This window comes from Caballeronia sp. AZ1_KS37, assembly GCF_023631165.1.
Taxonomy (GTDB): domain Bacteria; phylum Pseudomonadota; class Gammaproteobacteria; order Burkholderiales; family Burkholderiaceae; genus Caballeronia; species Caballeronia zhejiangensis.
Genome location: NZ_JALQDP010000035.1, coordinates 65586 through 82102, shown reverse-complemented (window position 1 = coordinate 82102; position 16517 = coordinate 65586). Strand labels below are relative to the sequence as shown.

The window sequence follows — 16517 nt, the reverse complement described above, 5'->3', positions numbered from 1 at the left end:
CGCCAAGAAATTGCTTTCTTCCCCACGTTTCCAGTTCGGTCAAGCAAGACACAATCATGGCAAGAGCGTTTCCCCATATCTTCTCCGTCGGTGACTATCGTTCCGCGGCTCGGCGTCGGTTGCCGAGGATGGTATTCGACTATCTCGAAGGCGGGGCCGACGACGAGTCCGGCCTGACGCACAATCGTGCCGCCTTTGACAAGTGGGAATTGCGTCCCCGGCGTCTTGTCGATGTGAGCGAGCGTGTGCAGTCTACCGAGCTTCTGGGGAGACAAATTTCGTCGCCGCTCGTGATCGCGCCGACAGGTCTGAATAGTGCGTTCTGGCCCGACGGAGATCTTGCGCTTGCACGCGCTGCAAGCAAGGCTGGAATCCCGTTCGCACTCTCTACCGCGTCGAACATGTCGATCGAGGAGGTATCAAGGGGAGCGGACGGAGACTTGTGGTTCCAGTTATACGTAGTACACCGGAATGTGGCGAAGAGCTTGGTCTCGAGAGCGCGAGAGGCTCGTTATTCGACGTTGATCCTGACCACGGACGTCGCGGTAAATGGATTCCGGCAGCGCGATCTGCGAAACGGGTTTGCTATGCCATTCAAAGTCACTCCACGAGGCGCTCTCGATGGCATTTCGCATCCCCGTTGGCTGTGGTCCTACCTGACGAATGGTATGCCGCAGTTGAAGAACTTCGCGACCGATGACGCTTCTGATACCGCCTCCCAGGCTGCGGTGCTGCGGCGGGAAATGGACGCGAGCTTTAGCTGGGACGACCTCCGTCGCTTGCGCGACGACTGGCCCGGAAAGCTGCTCGTCAAGGGGGTCGTGACGGCTGAAGATGCCGCGCGATGCGTGGAAATCGGCGCCGACGGTGTCATAGTCTCGAATCATGGCGGACGACAGCTCGCGGATCTTCCTGCGCCGATCGATGCATTGCCGGGCATCTCCGATGCGACGCCGACCACCGATCTCATTCTGGACAGTGGTATCCGAAGAGGGGCCGATGTGGTGAAGGCGGTCGCATTGGGCGCGACGGCCGTGATGCTTGGGCGCGCCACTTTGTACGGGCTCTCCGCGAAAGGCGAGGCCGGTGTGTCCGATGTCATCGCGATGATCAAAGAGGAAATCGACCGGACCCTCGCCCTCATCGGGTCCAGTTCGATAATGGAAGTCAATCGGAGTTGTGTCGCTCGGCGGCCTTTGTAGCGGAGGGGGGCAGCCATCGGTTCACCCTTTTCTTGACGTTATAAGGATGACTAATGACAGATCCGTTCTGATCGGCACACAGATGCGAATCCAACGCCGAGGCAAGCGCCGACATTAAGCACATAGAGAAAAAATCCAACGGTGCATGCTGGCAAAAATGATGCATTTAACGCGTGAAAAAAGCTTGCATTCTCCGCGCAGAAAACTATCTTGAGTTCATAAAACGATTCTTCGCCTGGCACCGGAGGAGACCCATGCCAGCTACACGTATGATGATTGCGCGCCGCGCCGGGGTGAGCGTGGCAACGGTCGATCGTGTGCTGCGCGAAGACCAGGGGGTGCGCCCCGAAACGGCCGAACGTGTACATCTCGCGCTGGCCACGCTGCGCGACGAACGCGCAAGCCGCGGCAGGCCTGCGAAAACCACATCGTTCCGGGTCGCCTTCGTCTTACCGCAAATCAATTCCCGCTTTCTCGATCAAGTCGAACGCGATATCGCGCTGTCCGCCAGCTTCTTTCGCGAGCATCGTCTTGTCTCGTCGTTTTACCGTTGCGACCTGTCCAGCCAGCGCGACGCGATCTCACTCGCACAGCAATTGATCGACTACGACGCGCTCGTGCTCGTGCCGCTCGATTACCCATGGGTCGAGCGGATGATTCAGGACATGATGGATGCCAACGTGCCCGTCGTTACGGTCTTTTCAGATTTGCCGTCGAGTGCGCGCGCCACGTACGTGGGTGTCGATAACCGCATGGCCGGACGAACGGCGGGTCTGCTGATGGGCCGCTTCGTCGGTTCGCGCATCGGCACGGTCGCCGTGCTGTCGGCGTCGTCGCGTCTGCACGATCAGCTCGAGCGCCGGACGGGTTTTTCCCAGGTGCTCGAAGAGGACTTTCGCAACCTGCGCTGGCTCACGGAGCCCGATTTCGCCGAAGACGACGACAGCGCCGGACTCGCCGTGCAAGGACTGACGGCGGGACATCCGGATCTGGTCGGCGTGTATGTGACGTGCGGCGGCATTTCCGGCATCGCGTCGACGCTGCAGGAATCGGGCGACAAGGCGCGCGTCGTACTGATCGGCCACGAGTGCACGGCCGATACGCGGGCGCTGCTGTCGGAGCGGGCGATCGACGTGATCCTCGATCAGGACGTGCGCGGCATTGTCCATTGGGCCGGTCTCGCCGCTCTCAACTTCCTGAACGACGTGCGCGGCGTGCCTTCCATCCCGACGCCCGAAACCCGTATCTATCTTCGTGAGAATGCGCATGCCTGAAGCTCGCGACACGCGGACAGTTAGCTTCGGTCCGCCAGAGCTCATATGCAGCGTCCGGCGCATGGGCGCTGTCTGTCATCAGTTTGAGACCCGACAGAGACAAGGAGAAGACACATGTTACGTCTTACGTCATCAAGGGTATTAGCGGCGCTCGTCGCGTCGCTGGGACTGAGCTTCGGATCGGCGGCGCATGCGCAGGGCAAGCAGTTGACGCTATGTTGGGCCGCATGGGACCCCGCCAATGCGCTCGTCGAATTATCGAAAGACTTCACGGCGAAAACCGGCATTGCAATGAAGTTCGAGTTCGTGCCGTGGACGAGTTATGCGGACCGCTTCCTCAACGAACTGAATTCGCATGGAAAGCTGTGCGATCTCATCATCGGAGATAGTCAGTGGATTGGCGGTGCCGCGGTCAATGGACACTACGTCAAGCTCAATGATTTCTTCGACAAGAACAAAATCTCGATGGACGACTTCGTGCCGGCGACCGTCGTCGGCTACGCAGAGTGGCCGAAGAACACGCCGAATTACTGGGCGCTGCCCGCGATGGCGGACGCCGTGGGCTGGACCTACCGCAAAGACTGGTTTGCGCGGCCCGAACTGCGCGCGGAGTTCAAGCAAAAGTACAAGCGCGAACTCGAGCCGCCCACGACAATGGACGAACTCAAGCAGACAGCCGAGTTCTTTCAGGGACGAAAGATCGACGGCAAAACCGTGTATGGCGTGTATATCTTCACGGAGCGCGGCTCGGAAGGGATCACAATGGGCGTGACCAACATGCTCTATAACTTCGGCTTCGAATACCAGGACCCGAAGAAGCCGTATCACCTGGAGGGCTTCGTGAATTCGCCAGGCGCGATAAAGGGACTCGAATTCTATAAGGCGCTTTACAAGTGCTGCACGGCGCCCGGCATGACGAACGCCTACATGCAGGAAGGGCTCGATGCGTTCAAGTCGGGGCAGGTCGCGATGCAGATGAACTGGTTCGCCTTCTTCCCCGGCCTGTACAAGGATCCGAATGTCGGCGGCGACAAGATCGGCTTCTTCGTCAATCCGAAGGAAACGAAACAGTTCACGCAGCTTGGCGGTCAAGGCATATCCGTCGTGTCGTACTCGGATCACAAGGCCGACGCGCTCGAATACATCAAGTGGTTCGCACAAGCCGATGTGCAGAAGAAGTGGTGGCAACTCGGCGGCTACTCCGCGGCGAAGTCGGTGGTGGACGCGCCGGACTTTCCGAAGAGCGCGCCATTTGCGCCTGCATTCCTGAAGTCGATGTCGATAGTGAAAGACTTCTGGGCCGAGCCTACTTATGCCGAGTTGTTGCTCGACATGCAAAAGCGCGTGCACGACTATGTGGTTGCGGATAAGGGCACGGCGAAAGAAGCGCTCGATCTGCTCGTCAAGGACTGGAACAAAGTATTCAAGGCGGAAGGGAAGAACTAGCGTTACCGCACATGAACGCGCGGGCCGGCGAGCCGATCGATCTCGCCGGTCCGCGACAACAAGGAGTCAGGCATGTTGGCAAACAAGCCTTTTCCTCCGGAAGGGTTGCAGACCAAAGCGCAGACGCGCGCGGCCGCGCGCTTGCGCGGACTGTCTGACCGAACCATCGCGTGGCTGTTCATTCTTCCGACTATCGTGCTGCTGCTCGCCATCAACATCTTTCCGTTGATCTGGGCATTGCGGCTCTCATTCACGAACTTCAAGTCGAATATGCCGAGCGTGCCCGCGCGCAATGTCGGCATCGACAATTACACGGACATACTCACCGACGAAGACATCTGGTACGCGATGCAGGTGACGGCGCGCTTCGTTTTCTGGTCGGTCGGACTCGAAGTGCTGCTCGGCTTCGGGCTCGCACTGCTGATCAACCGGCAGTTTCGCGGCCATAGTTTCTGGACCACGCTGATTCTGCTGCCGATGATGCTTTCGCCCGCTGTCGTCGGCAACTTCTGGACCTTTTTGCTGCAACCGCAAACGGGTCTTTTCAACGACATCGTCGGCTTTTTCACGGGCATTCCGCCGAACTCGTTCCAGATGATCGGCGATGTGCCGCTCGCACCGTGGACGATCGTCATGGTCGATGCATGGATGTGGACGCCCTACGTGATGCTGATCTGCCTGGCGGGATTGCGTTCGATTCCGGACTACATCTATGAAGCGGCCGAAGTCGATCGCGCTTCGCCATGGCGTCAGTTCTGGTCGATCACACTGCCGATGACGCTGCCGTTCCTGATGCTCGCGATCCTTTTTCGCGGGATCGAGAACTTCAAGATGTTCGACATGGTGAATCTGCTGACATCGGGCGGGCCGGGCTCCGTGACGGAAACCGTGTCGATCACGCTCAAGCGCGCAGCCTTCGAGAAGTGGAGGACGGGTTATTCGTCCGCGCTCGCGATCATTCTGTTCGTTGTCGTGTTCGGTGCGGCGAACATCTATGTGAAGGCGCTCAACCGGGTGAAACAGCGATGACAGACCTCGCCCTTCAACAGTCGGTGGTGGCTGCATCGCCGCGCAGCAAGACGTTTGCCGCAGTCGTCGTGATCGCGTATGCGCTCATCGCGACGCTGCCGATCGTCTGGATCATCATGACGAGCTTCAAGACGCAGGAGGATGCGATCGCGTATCCGCCCGTCGTCGTGTTTCATCCGTCGATGGAAGGTTACGTGAATCTTTTCACGATCCGCTCGCGGCAGACGCCGGAGTTCATCGCGAGTTTGCCGCCCGCAGAGACCTGGTACGACCGCGATGTCCGAAAGCGCAACATGGTGATTGCAGGGCCGTCGAAGGTCCTGCCGCGCTTCGTCAATTCGCTCGTGATCGGGTTCGGCTCGACCTTTCTTGCGGTGTTTCTCGGCACGTTGGCCGCCTATGCGTTTTCGCGCTTCAAGGTGCCGCTCGCCGACGATCTGCTGTTCTTCATACTGTCCACGCGAATGATGCCGCCCATCGCAGTGGCGATTCCCATCTATCTCATGTATCGCACGCTCGGCCTCGCCGACAGCTACCTCGGCATGATCGTGCTCTATACGGCCGTGAACGTGTCGCTGGCGGTGTGGCTACTCAAAGGATTCATCGACGAAATCCCTCGCGAATATGAGGAAGCGGCGCTTGTCGACGGATACACGCGGTTGCAGGCCTTCGTGAAGGTCGTGCTGCCGCAGGCGATCACCGGCATTGCTGCGACGGCGATCTTCTGTCTGATCTTTGCGTGGAACGAGTACGCGTTCGCATTGCTGCTGACGAGCGGCGACGCGCAGACGATGCCGCCGTTCATTCCGTTCATCATCGGCGAGGGCGGGCAGGACTGGCCAGCGGTCGCGGCCGCGACGACGCTGTTCGTGCTGCCCATCCTGATCTTCACCGTTGTGCTGCGCAAGCATCTGTTGCGCGGGATCACCTTCGGAGCGGTACGCAAATGAAAGCCCAGCCCGTCATGCCGCGCCGCCGTCTGTTCCGCAGGCGCTACGGCGAGGGCGCATCGACCGTGCTGATCGGCCTCGGCATTGCGATGCTCGTCCAGCCGTTCACGGTCGATCTCTACACCTGGTCGTTCCCTGTGATTCTGGCGGGTGCGCTGGCATTCGTCGTGACGAGTCACTTCCCGGAGTGAGCCATGTCGACGATCGTTCTATCCAACCTTCATAAGCGCTTCGGTGACTTCACTGCCGTGCAGGATACGAATCTCACCGTGAGCAACGGCCGCTTCGTGGTGCTGCTCGGACCCTCCGGTTGCGGCAAGACGACGACGTTGCGCATGATCGCCGGGCTTGAACTGCCGACTTCGGGCCAGATTCTGATCGACGGCGAAGATGTCACGGGGCTGCGTGCGCGTCAGCGCGATATTGCATTCGTGTTCCAGATGTTCGCGCTGTATCCGCATATGACGGTACGTAACAACATCGCTTTTCCGCTGAAGAACGAGGGTATTGCGCGCCGCGAGATTGCCGCGCGCGTCGATGCGGCCGCGCATATGCTTCGCATCGAAAGTCTGCTCGACCGAAAGACGGGCGGGCTGTCGGGCGGCGATCGGCAACGCGTCGCCCTGGGCCGCGCGATCGTCCGGCACCCGAAGGCTTTCCTGATGGACGAGCCGCTCGGCACGCTCGATGCGGATTTCCGCGAACTGATGTGCCTCGAGTTGCGCAAGCTGCATAACGCGCTCAACGCGACGACGGTCTACGTGACGCACGACCAGCGCGAAGCGATGGCGATGGCCGACGACATCGTCGTGATGAGCGGCGGCGAGGTGCTGCAATCGGCGTCGCCGCATGAGGTCTATCACTTTCCAGCGACCGTGTTTGTCGGCAGCTTCATCGGCAGCCCGCCGATGAATTTCCTGGCGGTGGATGGCGGCGTCGAAGCGGGCGCGGAATCGGTCTCGCTCTCCGGCGTCGCCGTGTCCGTGCCGCGCACGGCTACGTCCGCGGCGAAAGCGCTGCTCGGCGTGCGGCCAGAGCATGTCGTGATCGACGAGCGCGGTGCGTTGCGTGGACGCGTGATCGCGGATGAATATCTCGGCTCGCATCAGATTCTCGTCGTCGAAACGGCACTCGGCGTGATGCGCGTGCGGGTCGGCAAGGACGAAGGACTGGTGGCGGGGTCGCAGGTCGGGATGTCGTTCGCCAAGGAGCGCACGCTCCTCTACGACGCATCGAGCGGCAAGCTGCTGCCCGGCGCCGCGCGGCAGATGGCCGTCAACGGAAGCGGCAACGGAGGCGCTTATGTCTGAAATTCGCTTGCATGGCGTGACGAAGCGATTCGGCGATATCGTCGCGGTAGATGATGTGTCGCTCGACGTGAAGGAGGGCGAGTTCGTCGTGTTGCTCGGTCCGAGCGGCGCGGGCAAGACCACTACGTTGCGGCTCATCGCAGGTCTCGAGCGGCCCGACGATGGCGAGATATTCATCGACGGCGCCGCCGCGACGGACATGCATCCGGCGGACCGCGACGTCGCCTTCATCTTTCAGCAGTATTCGCTGTATCCGCATCTGACGGTGTTCGGCAACCTGGCGTTTCCGCTGCGCTCCCCGCGGCGGCGCGTGAGCGAGGCGGAAGTCACCGCGCGCGTGCAGTCGGTCGCGCAGATGTTGCATATCGAGTCGAAGCTCGGCAATCTGGCGACGCGTCTGTCGGGCGGCGAGATGCAGCGCGTGGCCATCGGACGCGCGCTCGTGCGTCAGCCCAAGGTGTTTCTGATGGACGAGCCGCTGTCGTCGCTCGACGCGAAGTTGCGCGAGGAACTGCGGATAGAACTGAAGCGGCTGCATCGCACGATCGGCGCCACGATCATCTACGTGACGCACGATCAGGTCGAAGCGACCACGCTCGCGGACCGCATCGGCATTCTCGAACACGGGCGCATCGTGCAGGTGGGCGCGCCGCGCGACGTATATGGCAATCCGGCTTCGCTAGGCGCCGCGCAACGTCTCGGCTCACCGCCCATCAACTTGCTGCCGCCCGTGTTGTTCGATCCTGCCACGATGCCCGCAGGCACCTCGACGGTCGCGATCCGTCCTGAAGACATCGTGCTGCACGCGCACGATACGCGCGACGGGCTCAATCTTCGCGTGCTCGAATATTCTCCGCTGCGGCATCTGTTGATCATGGAGCGCGACGGCACCGCCATCGTCGCGACAACCATGACCGAGCGCAATTTCACGCCGGGGCAGACAGTCGGCGTGTCGCTACCTCTGCGCAGTCTTCTCTATTTCCGCTCCGACGGCAGGAGGATTCCGGCATGAACGGGAAAACGGTCATGGCGTGCATTGAAGCCGCGCACGCGACGCTCAAGGAACATACGGACGAGATCGCCGCGCTCGATCAGCAGATTGGCGACGGCGATCATATCTTCAACCTGTTGCGGGGCATGGATGCGCTGTTTGCGATGCGCGCCGCTATCGAGGCCGAGGCGTTTGCGCCCGCGCTGGACCAGGCCGCCTCCAAATTGCTGTCGACGGTGGGCGGTTCGTCGGGGCCGCTGTTCTTTTCGTTGCTGCATGGCATGGCGAAGGCCGCGCAGAACGCGGACACCCTGAGTGTGGCGGACGCGGCGCGGATCTTCGCCGCGGGCGTCGATGCCGTTGCCCAGCGCGGCAAGGCAGGCACCGGCAGCAAGACGATGATGGACGTGCTTATCCCTGTCGCATCGCGCTTCATGGAACTGGCCGAGCGCAGTGCGCCGCGCGAAGCCGTGCTCGATGCGCTGCCGCGGACGGCTGAAGAAGGCATGCTCGCGACGCGCGACATGCTCGCGACCAAGGGGCGCGCGTCGTTTCTCGGCGAGCGCGCGCGCGGGCACATCGATCCCGGCGCACGGTCGAGCCAGTTGATGATCGGTGCGGTATGCGCGCGGCTCGCGCAATACAGAGAGTGAAAGGAGCGCAGGCCATGAAAAAGTTCATCAACCATGTCGACGACTTTCTGACTGAGAGCCTTGCCGGATTCGCCGCCGCGCATGACGATCTCGTCGTGCTCAATCACGAACCTGTGTTCGTGCGGCGCAAGACGTTGAAGCCGGGCAAGGTCGCGCTGGTCTCGGGCGGCGGATCGGGACACGAGCCCTTGCATAGCGGCTTCGTCGGGTACGGAATGCTGGACGCCGCGTGCCCTGGCCAGGTGTTTACTTCGCCGACGCCCGATCAGATGATGGCAGCCGCCAAGGCCGTCGATACGGGCGCGGGCACGCTCTTCATCGTGAAGAACTATTCCGGCGATCTGATGAACTTCGAAATGGCATCCGAAATGTCGGAGTTGGCGAATGCGATGGTGCTGATCAACGACGATGTCGCGGTCGAAAACTCCAGTTATACGACGGGCCGGCGGGGCGTGGCGGGGGCGGTGATCGTCGAGAAGCTGGTGGGCAGTCTCGCCGAGAGCGGCGCCGATCTCGAACAATGCAAGGCGTTCGGCGACCGGATCAACAAGCATACGGCGTCGATGGGCGTCGCGTTTTCGAGTTGCACCGTGCCCGCAGCGGGCACGCTGACGTTCAAGATCGGCGACGATGAAATGGAGGTCGGCGTCGGCATTCATGGCGAGCCAGGGCGGCGGCGAACGCGCTTTGCCGCCGCCGACGCGATCGCGGCAGAGCTGCTGACGGCGATCGTCGCCGATCTGAAACCGGGGAACGGCTCGGAGCTGCTGGTCTTGATCAATGGGCTGGGCGGCACGCCGCTCGGCGAACTGTATCTGCTGTTCAATTCCACACGCTCGTGGCTGCAGCAGCGCGGTCTCGCGGTCACGCGCGTGCAGGTCGGATCGCTCACGACGTCGCTGGAAATGGCCGGTGCGTCGATCACCTTGTGCGTGCTGGACGATGAAATGAAGCGGCATTGGGACAGCCCCGTGCATACGCCATCGCTCAGGTGGGGAATGTAGATTCGCCGGAACGTTTGCAATCGTCCGGTCGCTCGGCCGGAATTGCGTCCTCTTTCACGAGCCATCAGTTTTGTTTATCGGCATATCGGCGACGCGGCCCTTGCGCGCTTCGCCGCGCGCCGCGTCCCAGCGGCCTTCCGCGCCTCTAAAACCCCATGCGTAAAGGCAAAGTTCTGGTTTACGCGTAGTACCCTGCCTGCCTCCTTCCTCGCTACCCTTCGGCTTCAGTTTCCCTAAAGCAAGCCCGCTCGGCCACGCATTCTGAAGGAGTAGCGCACATGGCACGGATCATCGGAGGCATCGCCGCCTCGCACACGCCGACCATCGGTTTCGCGTTCGACAAGAACAAGCGCGACGATCCCGTCTGGGCGCCGATCTTCGAGAACTTCGCGCCGCTCGCGAACTGGCTCGCGGAAAAGCAGCCCGACGTCATCGTCACGATCTACAACGACCACGTCACGTCGTTCTTTTTCGATCACTATTCGGCCTTCGCGCTGGGCGTCGGTCCCGAATGGCGCGTCGCGGACGAAGGCGGCGGCGCGCGCGATCTGCCGCCGATCAAAGGTCATCCCGCACTCGCCGCGCACATCGGCACTTCGCTGATGACCGATGAATTCGACATGTCGTTCTTCCAGAACAAGGCGCTCGATCACGGCTGCTTCTCGCCGCTTTCGATGCTGTGCCCGCACAAGCCCGAATGGCCGGTCAAGCTCGTGCCGCTGCAGATGGGCGTGCTGCAATTGCCCGTGCCGAGCGCGCGCCGCTTCTACAAGCTCGGGCAGGCGCTGCGCCGCGCGATCGAAAGTTATCCGGAAGACATCAAGGTCGCGATTCTCGCGACGGGCGGTCTTTCGCATCAGGTTCACGGCGAGCGCTCGGGCTTCAACAACACCGAATGGGACGCGCGCTTCCTCGATCTCTTCGAGCGCGATCCCGAGCAGCTCGCGAACATGACCATCGCGGAATATGCGGCGCTCGGCGGCTACGAAGGCGCCGAAGTCATCATGTGGCTGACGATGCGCGGTGCGCTTTCGTCGAACGTCGTGTGCAAGCATCGCAGCTATTACCTTCCGTCGATGGCAGGCATCGCCACCGCGATCTACGAAGGCGAGGACAGCGAGACCAAGCCCGCGATCGTCGAGCGTCATCGTCAGAAGATGGCCGTTCAGCTCACCGATGTCGAGAAGCTCGAAGGCACGTATCCGTTCTCGATTGAAACGGCAGTGCGCGCGTATCGCATCAACGATTATCTGCATCGCATGGTCGAGCCCGCGCATCGCGAGGCATTCAAGGCCGATGAAGAAGCGAGCTTCGAAGCAGCGGGCCTTTCCGAGCAGGAACGCGATCTCATTCGCCGGCGCGATTGGCGCGGCCTGCTTCATTACGGCGTGATCTTCTTCATGCTCGAAAAGCTCGGCGCGGTGACGGGCATATCGAATCTGCATATCTACGCCGCGATGCGCGGCGAAACGCTCGAAGCGTTTCAAAAGACGCGCAACGCACCGGGCGCGTTGTATTCGGTCGCGGGCAAAGGCTCGGAGAAGCTCGACTGGGACAAAGCGGAAAAGGCCAGAAGCTAAACACGAACGCGTTGCATGGGACCGGAGTAAGCGCAGAAGCACCGACTCCGGCCAACAGGGGACAGGAGACAAACATGACTAGCGGTAAAACCATCGACATCAAGGGCTTCATCGACGAACGCCCGATTTCCGCCTACCAGTGGCTGCTGGTGGCGCTGTGCTTTCTCATCGTGACGGCCGACGGCATGGACGTGGCGATCATGGGCTTCGTCGCGCCATCGATCATCGCGGACTGGCATATCTCGCGGCCCGCGTTCGGCCTCGTGATGAGCGCGGCGCCCATCGGTCTCGTGATCGGCGCACTGGCGGCGGGACCGGCATCGGATCGCATCGGGCGCAAGTGGGTTCTGATCACCTCGGTATTCCTCTTCGGCGTCTTCACGATCGCGACCGCGTTCACGAATTCGCCTTCCAGCATGGCGCTTTTGCGCGTACTGACCGGCATCGGTCTCGGCGCGGCGATGCCCAACACGACGACGCTGCTCTCCGAATACGCGCCGCAACGCAAGCGCGCGCTGCTCATCACGATCATGTTCACCGGCTTCAATCTCGGCTCCGCGCTGATCGGCTTCGTCGCGGGCTGGCTGATTCCGGTGCACGGCTGGCGCTCGGTGCTGATCTTCGGCGGCGCGCTGCCGCTCTTGCTGATCCCGCTGCAAATCTGGCTGCTGCCTGAATCCGCGCGTCTGCTCGCGGTGCGCGGCGCGACCTCGCAACGCATCGGCAAGGTGCTCGGCCGCGTGTGCGGCGCGCGTTTCGATGGTAGCGAAACGTTCGTATCGAACGAGCCTCCGCTGCCGACGAAGAAGCCCATCGGCGTGTTGTTCTCGCACGGCTACGGTTTGATGACGGCAGCGCTGTGGGTCACGTATTTCATGGGCCTGCTCGTGATCTACCTGCTGACCGGCTGGCTGCCGACGCTCATGAAGGACGCGGGCCTCACCGTTTCCGCAGCGGCGAACGTCACGGCGATGTTCCAGATCGGCGGCACGATCGGCGCGATCATCGTCGGATGGATCATGGACAAGGCGCGTCCGGCGCCCGTCATCAGCGCGGCGTATCTCGGCGGCGCGGTGTGCGTGCTCGGACTGGCGTGGATCGGCGCGCTGTCGTCGTCGCTCGCGGTGCTCGTGTTCGCAGCGGGCTTTTGCATGAGCGGCGCGCAAACCGGTCTCAACGCCTTCGCGCCGGGACGTTATCCGACCGTCGCGCGTGCAACCGGCGTGAGCTGGATGCTCGGCATGGGCCGCTTCGGCAGCATCTTCGGTTCCGCATTCGGCGGCGCGTTGCTCGGCCTCGGTTGGGAGTTCGGCGCGATCCTCGCGATGCTCGCCGTGCCCGCGACGCTCGCGGCAATATCGATTCTCGTCGCACAACGCACGCGTGCCGACGAAGCACACGCACAAACGACTGCAGCACACTAGTACCTGGAGTAAGGGATGATCATCGACATTCACGGCCACTACACGACCGCGCCAAAAGCGCTCGAAGGGTGGCGCAACCGGCAGATCGCCGGCATCAGTAATCCATCGGAGATGCCGGCTGCTTCGGAGTTGCATATCAGCGACGACGAACTGCGCGAATCGATCGAAAGCAATCAATTGCGCCTGATGCGCGAACGCGGCCTCGATCTCACCGTGTTCAGTCCGCGCGCGAGTTTCATGGCGCATCACATCGGCGACTTCGAAGTGTCGAGCACGTGGGCCGCGATCTGCAACGAGCTGTGCTATCGCGTGAGCGAACTGTTTCCCGATAGCTTTATTCCGGCGGCGATGTTGCCGCAGAGCCCGGGCGTCGACGTATCGACGTGCATTCCCGAGCTCGTGAAGTGCGTCGAGCAATACGGCAATGTCGCGATCAACCTGAATCCGGATCCGTCGGGCGGGCACTGGACGAGCCCGCCGCTTTCGGATCGCTCGTGGTATCCGATCTACGAGAAGATGGTCGAGTACGACATCCCTGCGATGATTCATGTGAGCACGAGCTGCAACGCGTGCTTTCACACGACGGGCGCGCATTACCTGAACGCCGACACGACCGCGTTCATGCAGTGCCTCACGTCCGATCTGTTCCGCGATTTTCCGACGCTCAAGTTCGTGATTCCGCATGGCGGCGGCGCGGTGCCGTATCACTGGGGGCGTTTCCGCGGACTCGCGCAGGAGCTGAAAAAGCCTTTGTTGAAGGATCATTTGCTCAACAACGTGTTCTTCGATACCTGCGTCTATCATCAGCCGGGCATCGATCTGCTGACGCGCGTGATTCCCGTCGACAACATTTTGTTTGCAAGCGAAATGATCGGCGCGGTGCGCGGCATCGATCCTGAAACGGGACACTATTTCGACGATACGAAGCGCTACGTCGAAGCCGCGCAGATCGAGCCGGAAGCGCGCTACAAGATTTACGAAGGCAACGCGCGCCGCGTGTATCCGCGCCTCGATGCGGCGCTCAAAGCAAAGGGACGTTGATATGTACGAACTGGGTGTGGTGTATCGCAACATCAATCGCGCGAATGCGGATGCGGCCGCCAGGCTCGGCGCACTCGGCTCGGCGACCGTGCACGAAGCGATGGGCCGTGTCGGCCTGATGAAGACCTACATGCGGCCGATCTATGCGGGCGCGCAAGTGAGCGGCACGGCCGTGACCGTGTTGCTGCAACCGGGCGACAACTGGATGATGCACGTCGCGGCCGAGCAGATTCAGCCTGGCGATATCGTCGTGGCCGCATGCACGACGGACAATACCGACGGCTTCTTCGGCGATCTGCTCGCGACGAGCTTCAAGGCGCGCGGCGCGCGTGCGCTCATCATCGACGGCGGCGTGCGCGATGTGCGCGTGCTGACGGAGATGAACTTCCCCGTATGGAGCCGCGCGATTTCCTCGAAGGGCACGGTGAAGGCGACGCTCGGCTCGGTGAACATTCCGGTCGTGTGCGCGGGCGCATGGGTCACGCCGGGCGATGTGATCGTCGCGGATGACGATGGCGTCGTGGTCGTGCCGTCCGCATCGGCGCAACAGGTGCTCGATAAAGCCACTGCGCGCGAGGCGCTCGAGGAAGAAAAACGCGCGAAGCTCGCAAGCGGCGTGCTCGGTCTCGACATGTACAAGATGCGCGGACCGCTGGAAAAAGCGGGCCTGCGCTATATCGACTGACGCGCATGAGCATCACCGGTATCTCTTCGATGGCCACGCGCCAAGTGCTGAACGATCTCGCTTGCGCGTATGAAGCGCAGTCGGGCCAGCGCGTTGCGATCGTATCGGTGGGCGGCGTCGCGGCGGTCAGGCGTATCGAAGCGGGCGAAGCGTTCGATATTGTCGTGCTCGCTTCGGATGCGATCGATCGGCTCGCGGCATCAGGACACGTCGATGCAGCGAGTCGCGTGCGGATCGCGCGTTCGGGCGTTGCGATCGCGGTGAAAGCGGGCGCGCGGCGTCCTGCCATCGACGATGAAGCCGCCGTGCGCGAAGCCGTGCTCGCGGCGCGCACCATCGGTTATTCGACGGGGCCGAGCGGTGTCTATCTGACGCGTCTGTTCGAGCGTTGGGGCATCGCTCAACGCATCGCATCGCGCATCGTGCAGGCGCCGCCGGGTGTCGCTGTCGGCGCGCTCATCGCGCGTGGCGAAGTCGAACTCGGCTTCCAGCAGTTGAGCGAGATGATCGGCGTCGAAGGCATCGACGTGCTCGGTATGTTGCCGCCGGCGATTCAAACGCTGACGGTATTCGAAGGCGCGATCGGTGCGAACGCAAGCGCATCGAAAGATGCTCGCGCGTTCCTGGCGTTTCTCGGTTCGAGCGATACCGACGCGACCAAAATCGAACACGGCATGGAGCCGGTCAACTAAAAAAAGCGCGCAACCATTGCGCGCTTTTTTCATTTCACGACGTCATTCAGCGACGGCGTAACGTTCGAGCCAATGCGCATAAGGCGCGGGCAATGCCCACGACGGCTTCTCGACCTTCAACTGCTTGGCTGCCTGATACGGCCAATGCGGATTCGACAGATGCGCGCGGCCGATCATCACGAGATCGAGTTGACCGGATTCGACCGCGTGTTCCGCGTTCGGCGGCGAATCGAAGCCCCACGCCGACGCAACCGGTATCTCCGCTTCTCGGCGCACGCGTTCCGCGATCGGGCCGAGGAACGCCGGTCCCCATGGAATGCGCGCATCGGGCGTCGAGAAGCCGACGCTCACGCTCATCAGATCGAGTCCTTTGCGACGCAGCGTCTTCGTCAGTTCGATGGATTCGTTCAGCGTGGCTTCATCGCGGCCGTCGTATTCGATGACGCCGAAACGCGCCGTCAGCGGCAGGTTCTCGGGCCACACTTCGCGCACCGCGTCGAAGGTCTCGACGATGAAGCGGCTGCGTCCCGCGAGATCGCCGCCGTATTGATCGTCGCGCTGGTTGGCATCGACGGAGAAGAAGCTTTGGGCGAGATAGCCGTGCGCGAAGTGCAGTTCCAGCCATTCGAAACCCGCTTCGCGTGCGCGACGTGCGGCCGCCGCGAAGTCGGCCTTCACGCGCGCGATGTCGTCGAGCGTCATCGCCTTGGGCACTTTCGGCAGCCCGCCGCCGAATGCGACCGCCGATGGCGCGAGCGTGTCCCAGCCGCGTGCATCGTCGGACGGGATATGATCGTCGCCTTCCCACGGACGATTCGCGCTCGCCTTGCGGCCCGCATGCGCGATCTGGATGCCGGGCACCGCGCCCGCCGCCTTGATCGCCGCCGCGATGTTCTTCATGCCTTCGATGTGCGCGTCGTCCCAAAGACCCGTGCATCCCGGCGTGATGCGGCCTTCCGGCGATACACCCGTCGCCTCGACGATCACGAGGCCCGCGCCGCCGCGCGCAAGGCTCGCGTAATGGCTCAGGTGCCAGTCGTTGACGAAGCCGTCGATGGCGCTGTACTGGCACATTGGCGGAATGGCGATGCGGTTGCGCAGCGTGACGTCCTTCAGTTTGAAAGGAGTGAAGAGTGCTGACATCTGTGGTTCTCTGTATCAATGAAGGCGTTCAGATTAACCGTTCAGTGTCATAATGAAAACTATCTGCAGATTATCGGTTCGATAAAATTTCGT

Annotated in this window: 16 protein-coding genes; 15 read left to right on the top strand and 1 reads right to left on the bottom strand. The window is 61.9% G+C overall.

Annotated elements, in window-relative coordinates:
• Nucleotides 1-56: 56 nt before the first annotated feature.
• From NCS00_RS23480 to NCS00_RS23410, 15 genes are all read left to right on the top strand, one after another.
• Nucleotides 57-1202, top strand: a complete 1146-nt coding sequence (locus tag NCS00_RS23480; protein ID WP_250441114.1) for an alpha-hydroxy-acid oxidizing protein — start codon at nucleotides 57-59, stop codon at nucleotides 1200-1202.
• Nucleotides 1203-1456: 254 nt separating this feature from the next.
• Entirely contained in the window at nucleotides 1457-2476 is a 1020-nt protein-coding gene (locus NCS00_RS23475; RefSeq protein ID WP_175982598.1) for a LacI family DNA-binding transcriptional regulator, read from the top strand.
• A 114-nt stretch (nucleotides 2477-2590) separates the two neighbouring features.
• A complete protein-coding gene (locus tag NCS00_RS23470) occupies nucleotides 2591-3922 on the top strand; it encodes an ABC transporter substrate-binding protein (RefSeq protein ID WP_175982597.1) in 1332 nt (443 codons plus the stop codon).
• Nucleotides 3923-3994: 72 nt separating this feature from the next.
• On the top strand, nucleotides 3995-4951 hold the full coding sequence (locus tag NCS00_RS23465) for a carbohydrate ABC transporter permease (protein WP_008348939.1): 957 nt from the start codon (nucleotides 3995-3997) through the stop codon (nucleotides 4949-4951).
• Nucleotides 4948-5901, top strand: a complete 954-nt coding sequence (locus tag NCS00_RS23460) for a carbohydrate ABC transporter permease (RefSeq protein WP_008348938.1) — start codon at nucleotides 4948-4950, stop codon at nucleotides 5899-5901. Before NCS00_RS23465 ends, NCS00_RS23460 begins: the two co-directional genes overlap by 4 nt.
• Complete coding sequence (locus NCS00_RS23455) at nucleotides 5898-6092, top strand: hypothetical protein (protein ID WP_008348936.1); 195 nt, start codon at nucleotides 5898-5900, stop codon at nucleotides 6090-6092. Before NCS00_RS23460 ends, NCS00_RS23455 begins: the two co-directional genes overlap by 4 nt.
• A gap of 3 nt (nucleotides 6093-6095) precedes the next feature.
• Nucleotides 6096-7211 (top strand): ABC transporter ATP-binding protein, encoded by a 1116-nt coding sequence (locus NCS00_RS23450; RefSeq protein ID WP_250441113.1) that lies wholly within the window; start codon nucleotides 6096-6098, stop codon nucleotides 7209-7211.
• Nucleotides 7204-8223: an ABC transporter ATP-binding protein gene (locus NCS00_RS23445; protein ID WP_250441112.1), complete on the top strand. Its 1020-nt coding sequence runs from the start codon at nucleotides 7204-7206 to the stop codon at nucleotides 8221-8223. Before NCS00_RS23450 ends, NCS00_RS23445 begins: the two co-directional genes overlap by 8 nt.
• Nucleotides 8220-8855, top strand: a complete 636-nt coding sequence (gene dhaL / locus NCS00_RS23440; protein ID WP_008348928.1) for a dihydroxyacetone kinase subunit DhaL — start codon at nucleotides 8220-8222, stop codon at nucleotides 8853-8855. Before NCS00_RS23445 ends, dhaL begins: the two co-directional genes overlap by 4 nt.
• Nucleotides 8856-8869: 14 nt before the next feature.
• Nucleotides 8870-9859 (top strand): dihydroxyacetone kinase subunit DhaK, encoded by a 990-nt coding sequence (gene dhaK, locus NCS00_RS23435; RefSeq protein WP_250441111.1) that lies wholly within the window; start codon nucleotides 8870-8872, stop codon nucleotides 9857-9859.
• A gap of 278 nt (nucleotides 9860-10137) precedes the next feature.
• Nucleotides 10138-11439: a gallate dioxygenase gene (locus NCS00_RS23430; protein ID WP_008348615.1), complete on the top strand. Its 1302-nt coding sequence runs from the start codon at nucleotides 10138-10140 to the stop codon at nucleotides 11437-11439.
• 74 nt (nucleotides 11440-11513) lie between these two features.
• Nucleotides 11514-12863: an MFS transporter gene (locus NCS00_RS23425; RefSeq protein ID WP_034472432.1), complete on the top strand. Its 1350-nt coding sequence runs from the start codon at nucleotides 11514-11516 to the stop codon at nucleotides 12861-12863.
• 15 nt (nucleotides 12864-12878) lie between these two features.
• The gene (locus NCS00_RS23420) at nucleotides 12879-13904 is read left to right on the top strand and encodes an amidohydrolase family protein (protein WP_008348613.1); all 1026 of its coding nucleotides are present in this window, start codon (nucleotides 12879-12881) and stop codon (nucleotides 13902-13904) included.
• A 1-nt stretch (nucleotide 13905) separates the two neighbouring features.
• On the top strand, nucleotides 13906-14589 hold the full coding sequence (gene ligK, locus NCS00_RS23415; protein ID WP_008348612.1) for a 4-carboxy-4-hydroxy-2-oxoadipate aldolase/oxaloacetate decarboxylase: 684 nt from the start codon (nucleotides 13906-13908) through the stop codon (nucleotides 14587-14589).
• 5 nt (nucleotides 14590-14594) lie between these two features.
• Nucleotides 14595-15281 carry a substrate-binding domain-containing protein gene (locus NCS00_RS23410; RefSeq protein ID WP_250441110.1) on the top strand — a complete coding sequence of 229 codons (687 nt, stop codon included), beginning with the start codon at nucleotides 14595-14597 and terminating at the stop codon, nucleotides 15279-15281.
• Between the two features lie 42 nt (nucleotides 15282-15323).
• Here the strand turns inward: NCS00_RS23410 and NCS00_RS23405 are convergent, their stop codons facing one another.
• Nucleotides 15324-16424 carry an NADH:flavin oxidoreductase/NADH oxidase gene (locus NCS00_RS23405; RefSeq protein WP_008348610.1) on the bottom strand — a complete coding sequence of 367 codons (1101 nt, stop codon included), beginning with the start codon at nucleotides 16422-16424 and terminating at the stop codon, nucleotides 15324-15326.
• Between the last annotated feature and the right edge of the window lie 93 nt (nucleotides 16425-16517).